The organism is Paenibacillus sp. Marseille-Q7038 (genome assembly GCF_965111595.1).
Window position 1 is genome coordinate 1,303,608 of sequence record NZ_CBCOOM010000001.1, and the last position, 14,099, is coordinate 1,317,706.

The window sequence follows — 14,099 nt, forward strand, 5'->3', positions numbered from 1 at the left end:
CAGATGCATAAGCAACTGCGGCGATACTTACAACTGCCACTGTTACTATTACTATTATTGATGAACGTAATCTTGCCGCCTCAGATTGCTTCGGCAGATGTACCTTATAAAACGTATTATAAGGACAATTACGGTCAACATTATCAAATTCAAGCAGCGTATACACCAACAGCAATGATGGGTTCACAATTATTTATAGAAGTAAATGGAGAAGAGTTATACTCCCCGCTTGTCCAGCCACAAGATCTATTTATTGACCAAAAAGATCAAATGTACATCGCGGATACTAACAATAATCGAATTGTACATTTGAATGAACTTGGAGAATTAGTTCGGATTCTTGAATTTCCAGATAATAAACTCAATCGTCCTCAAGGTGTATTTGTTACAGATGAAGGTGACATCTATATTGCCGATACAGATAATCATCGGATATTGAAATTGAATAATGAAGGAACCATACTTGCGGAATTTGGTAAACCAGAGAGTCCCCTTATTCCCGAAGAATTCAAATATGATCCCATTAAGCTTGTTGTAGATAAAAGAGGGTTTCTTTATATTGCTACATTAGGTGGTTATCAGGGGCTGTTACAGCTTGATCCACAAGGAAATTTTCAAGGTTTTTTTGGCGCTAATAGAACGAGTTTTTCTGTTATAGATAGCATTAAAAGATTACTCTACAGTCGTGAAATGTATGAGCGTGAAATTAGTAAATTACCTGGCTCCATCACTAGTGTTGCTCTAAATTCCAATGGATTCATCTATACGGTAACGAAAGAGGTTGAGCGTGGGCAAATTAAAAAGTTGAATATTGCTGGACTAGATCAATTGGCTGGAAAAAGCGAATATTCTAACTCGGATGATGCTAGTTCCTATGGTGAAAAAATTCGCTCTAGTGGATATGGTAGAGGCCTAACATCACAACTCAATGATTTGACTGTTGATAAAGATGGGAATATTACGGTGATTGATTCTAAATTAAATGTAGTCAGTCAATACGACAGTAATGGTAATCTATTGTTTTTCTGGGGCGGTGCTAGCCAGGACACAACAAGTAAACTCGGTAATATTAAATTACCTTCTGCTGTCGCTAACGATTCCAAAAACAATTTATATATTTTAGATAGCGAAAATAATGTCATTCAAAAGTTTTCACTTTCGGAATTTGGAGAGTATGTACATAGCGCTAACTCACTTACACAAGATGGACGTTATGTGGATAGTGAACCGTTATGGAAAGAGGTTAATCAACTTAATGCATACTATGCACCTGCAGTACTTGGTTTAGCTAAAGCAGCTTACAAGAAAGGTGAATATGAGCAGGCAGAACAATTGTTTACTTCTATTGGAGTAGCTCAAGGGTATTCTGATTCCTTTTGGCAAAACCGCTTGTTATGGTTTCAAAATCAATTCGGATTTTTTATGAATGTAATGATAATCGCTTTTGCATCATTAACGCTGTTCCGATTTATTGCACGAAAAAGAGAATGGAAACTTCAATTCCAATTAGCAGATCGATCCGTGTTGCTACAGCAACTAAAGCATACCTTCTATATTATTCGTCAACCGATTGATGGATTTCATGCCATTCGCTATGAACAAAAAGGCAGTATATTGAGTGGTTCGATTGTACTCGTTCTTGCAATAAGTTCCTATGCGATTATGACATCGCAAATTCATTTCTTATTTAATCCTTCTGTCATTGTAAGAGCGGAAATATTTACGCCGATTGTACAGTTTTTAGTCATTTGGTTAGGATATGTGATCTCTAATTATCTAATAAGTTCTTTGAATCAAGGAGAGGGAAGATTACGTGATGTTTACATTGCAAGTGCATATGCCATGTTCCCGTTTATGATTGTTGGCTTACCGCTTACATTAATATCTAGAGCAATGACGTTGAATGAAGAAGCAATCTTTATGTTTTTACAGTACTTCCTATACGGGTGGGTTATTTTACTTATTTTCTGGAAGGTGCAAGGTATTCACAATTTTAGTGTTGGTGAAACGATGAAAACATTAATGTTAACGATGATAACGATGGCTATAATAGCAATACTCATTTTCCTGATTATTAGTCTATCAAGTGAACTGATTCATTTTCTATATTCAATCTATCAGGAGGTCGCTATTCGATGATTCGAAAGTATGGAACAACCATGGCAGGCGCAGTAGCCACGTTGCTGGTATTAGGAGCTTTAGTATGGTTTATACAATCTGATGTAGGGAGCGAAACATCCAAATCAACCAATGTAGTAGCTAGTGAAATAAGCGCAGATGCTTCAGCTAACATAGAAGCTCGACTACCCATTGAAACCGATTTTGTCCTTGCGGGAGAATCAGCTCATTTGAAACTGTGGGCAGATCAATCAACTGGTCATTTCAAAGTAGAACAAAAAGAATCAGGTTACATGTGGAGGTCATATCCTGATCCTGCTTATTGGGACACTGAAACTTCAACTGGGCTGTGGTATTCGAATTTATTATCGCCAATCATGATTGAATACATTGATGCTACCAACTCAAAATCTCAAGCAAAACTAACAAACTTGATGGAAGAAAAAGGCGTTATTGAACAATATGAATGGATCCCAAATGGATTTCGAGGTGTTTATCATTTCGTGAATAGTGGATTCAAAATTCCGTTTGAAGTGGTGTTAGGAGAGGATTTTGTAGAAACAAAAGTTATCGATAGTGGCATCGAGGAAGGGACATATAGTCTACTAAATCTAAAGCTATATTCTCAGTTTGGAGCAAAACCTTCTATTAATGAGGATGGTTATATATTAATTCCAGATGGTCCCGGAGCTCTTATAAAGTTTGATCAGAACAAGAATCAAGACAAATCCATTTACCGAGAGTCGGTCTATGGTTCAGATCTATCCTTCTACAATGAGGTAACGAATCGTCAAGCGGTTTCGATGCCTGTTTTCGGAATAAAGTCAGGTGAGCAATCATTTGTAGCTGTTCTAACGGAAGGGGAAGAATATGCTAAAGTATTTGCCTCTCCAGCGAATGCACTTGGTCAATCGAATTGGGCAACAGGAGAATGGCAATATCGCATTAAGTTTTTTCAAAGTACAGATCGCGCTAGCAAACAAGGTTTTTTCACGTATAGCAATGAGCGATTTGAAGCACCGTCTAGAACGACTAGATATTATTTATTGTCGGGTGAGCAAAATGATTATGCAGATATGGCCACAACATACCGCAATTATTTGATAGAAACATATGACTTACACAAGCAGGAAAATGCAAGTGACAATATTCCTTTCTATGCCGATCTAGTAGGTGCAGATCTACAAGAGGGCTTACTTTGGGATGATTATATTACAGGGACAACGACAGACGAAGCCATCAAAATTGTAGATAAACTGTATGAATCAGGCATACAAAATGTACACGGGATATATAATGGCTGGCAAAGATGGGGTTATAGCTCATATGGCGGGCTTTTTCCTATTGATCAACGAATAGGTGGCAATGAAGGTATGCAAAAATTCACTGCTCATACGAAAGCATTAGGCGGGAAAGTACTTCTCGCAGCTAATTATGCACTTTATAGTAGCAACCGTGGAAAATTTTGGAGTTTGAACGATGGGCTTCGTAATATGGCAGGAACGCTGTTGAAATATGAAGCAAATAATGGGGATGAAATTCCCTATGTTTCTCCACGGTATGCATTTAATGAAGTTACTGATGATTTAGTCGATTATACTTCAATTGGCGTAGATGGTGTGATGTTTACAGGCGGCATTGGTAATGCTCCTTATACCGATTTCAATACGAAGAATATATCTAGTAGAACTGAAGTCATTACTGGACAACAGGACACTTTAGCTTCGGTAACGAGTGAAATGGGTCATTCAGCAGTAGATGAAGCTGCGTTCTATAGTTTAGCGTCTGTGAACCATATTCATCGGCTGTCAGATGATTATTCCTATGATATTTTTGTAGATGAAACGATACCATTCGCACAAATGGCTTTACACGGACTTGTAACGTACACATCAGAGTGGGGAAATATGCGTAATGAATATCATAGTGAATTTTTACGGAGTGTGGAATATGGGGCTTATCCTGCATTTATCTTCTCAGCAGCGCCGTCAGGCGCTTTTAAGAAAGCCTATTCCATCTGGCATTATAGCCTTAATGAAGATGCTTGGATTGATTCGGCAGCCGAGCAATATAAACGTATGAATGAAGCACTGAAAGATGTCCAGGATCAATTTATTGTGCATCACGAGACTTTATCGGATGGCGTAAAATTAACCGAATATGAAAATGGTAAGAGCATTATCGTCAATTATAATGCCGACAGCTATTCGTATCACAATATTGTTGTACCTGGTCAGGATTTTGTTGTAGTAAAGGAGAGGAATTAAATGCTAGCGAGAAGGAAGAAAACACTGCAGCATAGTCGATTCTATCCATTTAATCGATCAAGTAAAACTCGTCGTCCATTCTGGCGGAATACAGAAACACTTCGGAAAATTGAAGGCTCTTTCTTTATTGCTCCTTGGATTATTGGGTTTATCGCATTTGTTGCGTTTCCCCTAGTTTATTCCCTTTATATGAGCTTCAATCTAGTGAAAATTACGGTTACAGGAGTCCAATCATCTTGGGTTGGTGTTCAATACTACCGTGAGATTCTGTTTTCAGATGGCGGATTATTGTATCATGATTTATTTCCCTTTCTAAGAGAAGCATTAGTAATTATTCCGATTATATTAGTGTTTTCGTTAATGATAGCCATATTACTTAATATGAAATTTTATGGTAGAGGTTTGTTTCGCGTTATTTTCTTCTTGCCAGTCATATTTTCTTCGGGGCAAATTATTGATGAGTTTATGGAGCAAGGCGAAGGATCATTAACGATTATTTCAGATTTGAAAGTGGATATATTTCTTCAACAATATTTACCTGAAATGTGGCTGAATCCAGTTCAAAATGTAATTGGTTCGTTTGTATTAGTACTTTGGTATTCCGGCGTACAAATTCTTATCTTCTTAGCAGGAAGACAAACGATATCAGGTAGTGTGTATGAGGCAGCTCGCATGGATGGTGCTGATCCGTGGAGTATTTTCTGGAAAATCACATTACCAGGAATGGCACCATTTATTTTCTTGAATTTGATCTATACCATTGTTGATCTATTCACGTATCCATCCAATCCGATTATAGGGAAGGTGACAACAGAAAATTATGGTCTGTCTAGTGCATTAGCTTGGATCTATTTTATGATTGTACTCTTATTCATTGGAATCGTTCTTCTTATATATTCAAGAATTAACAATAAGTTAGCTCCACAAAGATAAATTGAGTTAATGATTATGAAGTGATTTTTCGTTACTAGGACGTATTTCGAGAAGTAACGAAAAATTTGGGGAGGAAACAGAATGAATAAGGTGAGACAGTTATTACTAGGAAAAGAAGTAGATAAAGGTTTATTGTTTCGTATTTTATTGTATCTATTACTTATCGATGTAGCATTTATTTATTTGAAACCAGTAATTTATATGCTAACTACAATGATCAAAAGTAAGCAGGATTTACTTGATCCAGCAGTAATATGGGTGCCGATGAAGCTATATGCCGGTCATCTCATTGACGCACTAAACATGCTTGACTACTGGAAGGGATTCACAATAAGTGTTACCGTTTCTACTTTAAGTGCACTCTTTCAAGTGATTTCTTGTGCAATTGCAGGATATGCCTTTGCCAGACTGGAGTTTCCGTTCAAAAAGTTTTGGTTTGCTGCTTTGTTATTCACCTTTATTATGCCACCACAAGTAACGATTCTACCGTCAATCCTCATGTTCAAAGAATTTGGTTGGATTAATACGTATTGGCCTCTAATTATTCCTACTTTATTCGGTCATGGCTTAAAAGGAGCATTGTTTGTACTTATATTCAGACAATTCTTCTCAACATTACCGAAAGAAATGGAAGAGGCTGCTCGGATGGATGGGGCAGGTGCCCTGCGAATATTTTTCAAGGTTATGTTACCTATCTCTAGATCAGCTATTATTGTCGTATTTTTATTTTCCTTTGTATGGACGTGGAATGATTCCTATTTCCCATCCATGTATATGTTTGGCGCAACCGATGTCCCTTTATCTACAAGCTTATCTAAGTTAAATGCTAAATTAGCTATGGAGGCCCAAGAAGGTGGTTTACGAGCTTTTCTAGAGCCTATTAAAATGGCGTCATCATTCTTTATCATATTGCCATTATTAGTACTTTACGCTTTTACTCAAAGATGGTTCGTAGAAGGGATTGAACGTACAGGACTTGTGGAGTAGAGGATTAGTAATCACTGGTTAAAATGTAGTCCATTCTATTAGGGAGTGTTGCGATATTGAATTCACAGAGTATATTATCGCAGTTTTTCAAGAGAACATGGATCTTCTATATGTTTTCGATCATGCTTCATGGCATTGCTAATATTATTCAGGTTCAATTTCCACATGTATTAGGTGAATTTACAGATGAATTGCAATTGGGTCAACTCTCATGGGATGGAATCTATCGATATGGTTGGCTATTACTATTCATTGGTATTGGATTTGCTGTATTAGGGGGAATTGGGCAATATTTGGTCATGTATACAGGGCGACTGTTCGAGTATTTGAATAGAAAACGCCTTTATCATCATTTTCTTGGATTAAGTGAAAAGTTTTATTCTAACAATGGAGTTGGCAAACTATTAAGTTATTTTATGAATGATATAACTGCCGTTCGTGAATCAATCTCGATGGGTGTCAATCAAACCACAAACGCATCCATGCTACTTATCTCGACGATTGTTATGTTGCTGCTCTCGGATGTTCCTTTCTATTTGGTGGTGGCAAGTATTATTCCACTATTGTTGATCCCTATCATCGTGGTTTGGGTCGGACCTATTATTAAGAAACGTTCCTTGAAGGTGCAAGAAGCACTTAGCGCAATGACCGCTTCTGCAGAAGAACAATTTGCTGGTATTCGAGTGACTAAGAAATTCGCAGTAGAACCTGTTATGAATAATCGCTTTGGTGAAACAGTAGACGCTATAAAAAAGAATCAACTTCGACTAGTACGAGTTTCTTCACTCTTTCAAGCGATCATCCCTTTTCTAGGCTCATTATCTCTTATTATTGCGATTATATTCGGGGGCTATTTAACGATTCAAAGTAGAATTACATTAGGTAGTTTCGTTGCTTTAACGTTATATGTTCGTATGCTAATGAACCCACTTCAGCAAATTGGTAATGTTATTAATACGGTGCAAAGAGCAAGAGCGTCACTTGATAGATTAAATGATGTACTAGGTCAAAAACCTGATATTGTTGAATCTAGCCAATCTGTTAATCTTTCTTCTGAGAACATGAATATCGCAATTCACGATCTTTCGTTTAGCTATGAGCAAGAATTGAATGGAGAAGAGGGAAGAAAAGCACTTAGTAATATTTCATTCACAATACCAGAAGGTACAACGCTTGGGGTTATTGGGCGTACAGGAAGCGGGAAAACTACACTAATGAAGTTATTATTACGATTATATGATCCTCCGGCAAATACCATCTTATATGACCATCATGATGTAAGAGAGTTAACGCTTGAAAGCTTACGAACCTCAATCGCTTATGTACCACAAGATGGTTTTTTGTTTAGTTCTACTATACGTGAGAATATTGCCTTTTTTAAGCGAGACATAGAAGAAGAACGAGTATTATGGGCAGCGCAAGAGGCACGCATTTATGATAATATTATCGATCTGCCCGATCAATTTGAAACTAAGTTAGGTGAGCGTGGAGTAACCTTATCAGGTGGGCAGCGACAAAGAACAAGTTTGGCTAGAGGCATAATAAAGGAAGCTCCGATTTTAATCCTTGATGACAGTGTAAGTGCTGTAGATTCTGTAACTGAAAGTGAAATACTGAACAATATTAAGCAATTAAGGCAAGGGAAGACGATGATTATTATCGCTAATAGAGTCAGCGCATTAAAACAAGCAGATGATATTATTGTGCTGGACGAAGGGGAAATTGTTCAACAGGGTAGACATGAACAAATACTACAAGAGGAAGGACTCTATCGCAAGTTGTTTGAACTGCAGGAGGAGGGAACAAGAGCCTAATGTCACAAGCGATAAACAATTGGCAAATGGATCAAAAGGCAGATCTAAATGCCCCGAAGGAAAAGCCAAAGTACACCTCAACCTTTCGAACTTTATCCGGCTATATGCTAGAGCATAAATACACATTCGTAGCTTTTATCATCTGTACATTGATTGCTATTAGCAGTGAATTATTGCAGCCTTATCTGCTCAAACTTGTAATTGATGATAATTTGATGGTAGGTAAAAATGATTACAGTAACTTACTCACTATAGGTGGAATATATTTAGGATTATCAGTCATCAGTTTGATCTTCACCTATTTGCAAAATAATTTATTGCAAAAAGCTGGTCAGAGTATTGTCGCAAGTATACGCAAACGATTATTTGGTCATATCTCTAAGCTTTCCATGTCTTATTTTGACCGTGTGCCAAGTGGTAGTCTAATTACACATGTATCGAGCGATACGGAGGCTGTTAATCAATTTTTTCAACAGGTTGTGCGTAGTATATTTAGAGATGGCTTTACGTTAGTATTCATTTTAATCCTGATGTTCCAATTAGACGTCAGTTTGACCTTATACTGCTTAATTTTATTACCAGTGATTGCATGTATAGCGATTGCATTTCGATCTTATATGCGAACAACGTATCAATTAGCTAGAACAAGATTGTCTCGCTTAATTTCTTTTACTGCGGAGAACTTGGCTGGAATGCCATTAATTCAAGTGTTTCATCAACAAAAAGAACAAAGTAATCAATTTCATGAAAAAAATGATTCCTATTTTCGTGCTAATCTTAGAGAAATTCGGACGAACGTTCTATTTAACCGTTCGTTTGACATCCTAAATAACATTGCTATTGCATGTATTGTTTGGTTTGGTGGGCAAGCGGTATCAGGGCAAACGTTAGAGTTTGGTGTGTTACTTGCCTTCATCACATATATTCGCTTATTTTTCCAACCAATCAATACCATTACTCAACAATGGAACACACTTCAAGCTGCTAATGTTGCCATTCACCGTATTTGGACATTGTTAGCCATTGAACCTGATGTAAAAGATGACGTAGATGCGAGAGAAGTACCTATATCGAAAATCAAAGGTGCAATTAACTTTAATCGTGTTGTGTTCTCTTATGGAGAAGGCGAACCCGTTATCAAGAATTTGAACTTACATATTAAGCCAGGTGAGATGATAGGTATTGTTGGAACGACTGGGGCGGGAAAAAGTTCACTAATTAGTCTATTATGCCGATTCTATGATGTGAATGAAGGGGAAATCACGATTGATGGTCATTCCATTACACAATTACAGCAGTCACAATTACATCGCATGATTGGCTTAGTACAGCAAGAACCCTATCTCTTTACAGGTAGTGTTTTAGATAACGTTCGCTTATTTGATCAATCCATTTCTAGAGAGCAGGTTATGGAGGCCTGTCGCTTTATAGGGGCGAGTACGATTATCGATCGAATGAAGGATAGCTATGATACGGGACTTTCTGAAAGGGGTAGTGGATTATCTGCCGGTGAACGACAGTTAATCTCATTTGCTCGTATTATTGTCTTCCAACCTCGTATTCTTATTTTGGATGAAGCGACTGCAAATTTAGATTCACAAACAGAGCAACTGATTAGTCAAGCACTTGATATCGTATCGAAGGGACGCACCACCATTATTATTGCTCATCGATTGTCTACAGTTATGGGTGCTGATCGAATCATTGTCATGCAACAAGGTGCTATTGTAGAAGAAGGTACACATTCGGAACTAATGCAGCTTGAAGGGTATTACCAAGAAATGTATCGTTACTCTCAGGGGATTACGAATGAAAAGGTTAATTTTTGATTTCAATTAAAAAGATGACTCTGATTTGGTGTTATCTTAGATTTGATAATAAAACGGATTTAGAATGAAATATTCTGAAACCGTTTTTTGTTTATTTAATTGTTCCTATTGGAAGTACTAAAACAATTGTGAAATTATAGCGTAAATGTCCTTTGGGTTTTGTTATTTACTTCCTTCTCTTTAAGTAGCACAATAAAAGAGGATTTCTAACTACAGCGTATTCATTTTACATATATATACCTCCCCCCTTCCCAGATCAGGCATCGTAGGGAGATGTATGCTATTCATTGCGCTTACCCACCGTCCGGATTTAACACCAGTATCTGACACCAAGTACCTCTACAAAAGGGGGAAAGCGAAATATCTACACCCGGTTAATTTGAAAATAAGTTCTTTCACCGTCAACTTTACTTTGGGGTTAATGGGCGTACGAATCAGACGCAAGTACTTCAGTAGTTTGGTTAATCAGTTGCATTTCTGAGGAAGCCATAATACCTTATTTTCTGAAACCCAGAAGGTTAGTAGTTTCCTGAAATATCTGTGATAAGAACGTATTAAGGGCAGTAAAGATTTAATGATAGGTAAACTCAGGAATAAAAAAATAGAATGTAAAGGCGTTGGAATAGATACGAAAGATCTAAAAAAACAGTTTTCATTCATATAATAATATATTTACGCTGCGAGGCTTACGCTCCTTGGTCGTCAGATGTATAATCATGGTAGATAATCAGACGACACACGAGCCGGCCCAAGATAGGAGCTATCAAAGGCCGGCTCGTGTCGTAAATACAGGAAAGTTAGCCGAAGAAGTTCTTAATTTAGGAGGAGTCTATATGATATTAGAAAAAGTTATAAATAGAATTGTTATACAAAGTGAATATAAGGATTTTGTTGATAAGTATATAGATAATATACTTACCGAATTTAAAGGTAAGATTCATAGCATTTATATGTGTGGCTCGATTCCAAAAGGAACAGCTAAACCTTTTAAGTCAGATGCAGACTTTACTATTGTATGTGTAAATCCCAAAGATATTGATTACGAAAGATTGTCAAATATTAAAGACAGGCTTTTGGAAGAATATCCAGTAGTAACTAAGATTGATACGGTAATTTGCTCGATTGACGATGTATTAAGTAAACCAAATGAGTGGGGTTTTTGGGTTAAGATAATTTGTGTTTGCATATATGGTCAGGATGTTGGTGAAAAAGTACCACCGATAATTATTTCTCCAGAGTTCATTTTAGACTTAAATACAGAGACCAAGGAGGAAGTAGATCGGATACATCGTTTACTTTCTAATGCTAGTGATAACACAATGAAAACTAGATATATTAAAGGTTACTCTAAGAGATTAATTCGTGCATTATACTCTTTGGTTTTAGAAGATACAGGTGTATGGCAAGATGACATGATTAAGATGAAGAATGCCATATTAAACTATTGTGAGATTGACTCCGTTTTAGTTGATTATTTGTATGCTTGTTACTTGGATAGTAATAATGTACTTGTTGAAGAGTTTCTGGGAATTGCAGATGAAGTATATAGCTATTTTGAGAATGCCTTAAATACAATGGTCGCTTCCAGAACTTCCTTCGACTAACAACATATTGACGATCCGGGTCACTCTGAGAAGCGAGTGACTCTATCCAGTCCCCCAAGCCCGTCGGGACGTCACTGCATTAGGTGTTCGGCAAGCACTACAACTATAAGCGCCGACTCTAAGGGGCCAGGACGTCGTCAATACAAAACGTTAGCAGAAATCAGGGGATTAAATTATAAAGATTAGATAAACTATTTAAGGACGGGGATTTCAATGAGTAGCTTGTTACTAACCTCTTGTGGTTTTTATACTGAAGATATTAAAAATCAATTTCTGGATTTTATTGATACAGATGTTTCTCAATTAAAGGTCTCTATTATTACAACAGCATCTCCTATGAAAGAAAATAATAGATATGCACAAAGGGCAATGCAAGATTTCAAGGACATGGGGTTTCAGCATATTAATTTTGTAGATATAGAATTGGATGACCCGCAAATTCTCATACATAGAGATGTTATATATATCAATGGTGGAAATCCATTTACATTATTGTATTACGCTAAGAAAAGTGGTGCTGATGAAATTATTAAAACACTGGCCGCACAGAATGTAATTATAGTTGGAGTAAGTGCTGGAACGTTATTACTGGGGCCGAATATTAACATTGTCGATTTCTTTACTCCACAGATGAACACAATGAATTTAACGGATTTTAAGGCATTAGGTATAACCGACAAGCTTATTTTTCCTCACTATAATAGAGAGGACATATTTAAAGATAGTACTAATAAAACAATTGAAGAGAGAATAGTAGAATTTGAATCCAATGAGAACTGTAAGGTGACAAGGCTTAAAGATGAAGAGTATATCTCAATCTTAATGAACCAAGCACAATGAAAACAGCTCAAAGAAGCCTATTAAGTCTATTAACACTGTATTCACGCTGTGGGACTACGCCCCTTGGTCTGTCAGAGGGAATTCGAGGAAGTAGTATTCAGCAGACAAGGATGGTGAATACAGGAACGATATATGAAACCACCCGAAAACCCATAAGAGCTAAAAAGGCTCGTCTATTGATGAGGGATTACTGGCGCGAGATAGCACACTGGTTGCCACAGCTGACAAAGGAGAACGAATCAATGAAAAAGTACATACTTTTCGATCATGATGGTGTTCTGGTTGATACTGAATTCTGGTATTACAAAGCGGGAGAACGCGCTCTGGCTGACATTGGATTTACCTTAGATAAAGATCAATATCTACGCGACATGACCCAGTCATTGGGCACTTGGTCCCAAGCTAGGGCGGCAGGTATTGATGAACAGACCATTAGCAAGCAGCGTGATGTCCGTAACGTCTATTATCAGGAATATCTAAGAACAGAAGCTATAGAGATTGAGGGTATAGTTGAAACTCTAGCCGAACTGTCTAAGTACGTCCGCATGGCGATTGTTACTACTGCAAAACATGCTGATTTTCAACTTATACATGAAAAACGCCAAATCAGACAATTCATGGAATTCGTCCTTGTTCGGGAAGATTACGAGCACACCAAGCCGCACCCGGAACCCTACTTGACCGGTTTAAAGCGTTTCCGAGCTACTAAAGAAGAGACTCTGGTTGTAGAGGATTCAAACAGAGGGTTGAACTCTGCCGTAGCGGCTGGTATCGATTGTGTTATTGTACATAATGACTTCACAAAAACACATGACTTCTCGCAGGCCAGTTACCGAATTAAGACACTGATTGAACTAAAGAATATTATCCTGAGTGAATTCTGAGCAGGTTTGTGACAAGGCAGGATAGTTTCATTTTCATGCATGGGAATCAAGAAGGTGTATTTATATATAGATCATCTTATTGACTATTAAAGCCATAATCGTAGACGCGATCAAGAAATGAATTTGTGTGTTGTTTGAGGAAGTTAGGTGAAATCATATAACATTGCATTCACATATCCGGCTAACGCCCTCGGTCGTAGACGTGGATTCGAAGAATCAGATGCTGTGACAACTCTTACGTGTGCTTGTAATACAAGAACGTTAGACGAATTATTGCTTGAGTACAAACACTAAAAAAACGAATAAAATCATTCAAAAGAAAAGGAGGAGCATTGAATGCTTTATTTCAATACTATAAGCAGAATATCCACCATACTAATAATCAACTGTATTGTCTTCTTTATTTTAACAATCGTATTTTTTTTAAGTAGTTCATTTCCGGAAATACTAAAGCACAATTTTACAAATGATGTAAGAGGAACGATTTTCACTGTAATAGCCTTGCTAATTTCAATATTCTCATTGAGCTTAGGAATTGTACTGAAATATATAGCTAGAGATGCGAATTTTGAAATTAAATTACTTGAACAACGACTAAAGGATGAACTGGATCGAATAATAAGTTAGTTTAAGTAGATTATTTGGTGTATGTCTAATAGGGCAATAACTCCATCTAACAACGTATTCACGCTGTAGAGCTGTCACCGGTTAACAAATGTTTAATCATAGAGGAAAGCTCAGTCATCAAACACCTCAGTCTAAGATAAGAGTTATCTAAGGCTGAGGTGTTTCGTGAATACAAGAACGTTATCAGAAATCAGCG

9 protein-coding genes and 1 pseudogene are annotated in these 14,099 nt (G+C 37.1%); 9 read left to right on the forward strand and 1 reads right to left on the reverse strand.

Annotated features, from left to right (window positions below; translation table 11 throughout):
• Positions 1 to 3: 3 nt before the first annotated feature.
• From ACWPWY_RS06255 to ACWPWY_RS06280, 6 genes are all read left to right on the forward strand, one after another.
• Positions 4 to 2,139, forward strand: a complete 2,136-nt coding sequence (locus ACWPWY_RS06255; protein ID WP_454190880.1) for a YIP1 family protein — start codon at positions 4 to 6, stop codon at positions 2,137 to 2,139.
• Complete coding sequence (locus ACWPWY_RS06260) at positions 2,136 to 4,385, forward strand: DUF5696 domain-containing protein (protein WP_454190881.1); 2,250 nt, start codon at positions 2,136 to 2,138, stop codon at positions 4,383 to 4,385. The genes ACWPWY_RS06255 and ACWPWY_RS06260 overlap by 4 nt, the downstream gene beginning before the upstream one ends.
• Positions 4,386 to 5,318, forward strand: a complete 933-nt coding sequence (locus tag ACWPWY_RS06265) for a carbohydrate ABC transporter permease (RefSeq protein WP_454190882.1) — start codon at positions 4,386 to 4,388, stop codon at positions 5,316 to 5,318.
• Positions 5,319 to 5,399: 81 nt separating this feature from the next.
• Positions 5,400 to 6,305: a carbohydrate ABC transporter permease gene (locus tag ACWPWY_RS06270; protein ID WP_454190883.1), complete on the forward strand. Its 906-nt coding sequence runs from the start codon at positions 5,400 to 5,402 to the stop codon at positions 6,303 to 6,305.
• Between the two features lie 56 nt (positions 6,306 to 6,361).
• Positions 6,362 to 8,119 (forward strand): ABC transporter ATP-binding protein, encoded by a 1,758-nt coding sequence (locus ACWPWY_RS06275; protein ID WP_454190884.1) that lies wholly within the window; start codon positions 6,362 to 6,364, stop codon positions 8,117 to 8,119.
• A complete protein-coding gene (locus tag ACWPWY_RS06280; RefSeq protein WP_454190885.1) occupies positions 8,119 to 9,948 on the forward strand; it encodes an ABC transporter ATP-binding protein in 1,830 nt (609 codons plus the stop codon). The genes ACWPWY_RS06275 and ACWPWY_RS06280 overlap by 1 nt, the downstream gene beginning before the upstream one ends.
• A 293-nt stretch (positions 9,949 to 10,241) precedes the next feature.
• Here ACWPWY_RS06280 and ACWPWY_RS06285 read toward each other — a convergent pair.
• Positions 10,242 to 10,466, reverse strand: a pseudogene (locus ACWPWY_RS06285) (IS91 family transposase); the annotation flags it as partial.
• A gap of 315 nt (positions 10,467 to 10,781) precedes the next feature.
• On the opposite strand from ACWPWY_RS06285, the gene ACWPWY_RS06290 reads away from it, so the two are divergent.
• From ACWPWY_RS06290 to ACWPWY_RS06300, 3 genes are all read left to right on the forward strand, one after another.
• On the forward strand, positions 10,782 to 11,552 hold the full coding sequence (locus tag ACWPWY_RS06290; protein ID WP_454190886.1) for a nucleotidyltransferase domain-containing protein: 771 nt from the start codon (positions 10,782 to 10,784) through the stop codon (positions 11,550 to 11,552).
• Between the two features lie 213 nt (positions 11,553 to 11,765).
• Positions 11,766 to 12,392 carry a Type 1 glutamine amidotransferase-like domain-containing protein gene (locus tag ACWPWY_RS06295; protein WP_454190887.1) on the forward strand — a complete coding sequence of 209 codons (627 nt, stop codon included), beginning with the start codon at positions 11,766 to 11,768 and terminating at the stop codon, positions 12,390 to 12,392.
• A 242-nt stretch (positions 12,393 to 12,634) separates the two neighbouring features.
• Positions 12,635 to 13,276, forward strand: coding sequence for an HAD family hydrolase (locus ACWPWY_RS06300; RefSeq protein WP_454190888.1), 642 nt, complete (start codon positions 12,635 to 12,637; stop codon positions 13,274 to 13,276).
• The last annotated feature ends 823 nt before the right edge of the window (positions 13,277 to 14,099 follow it).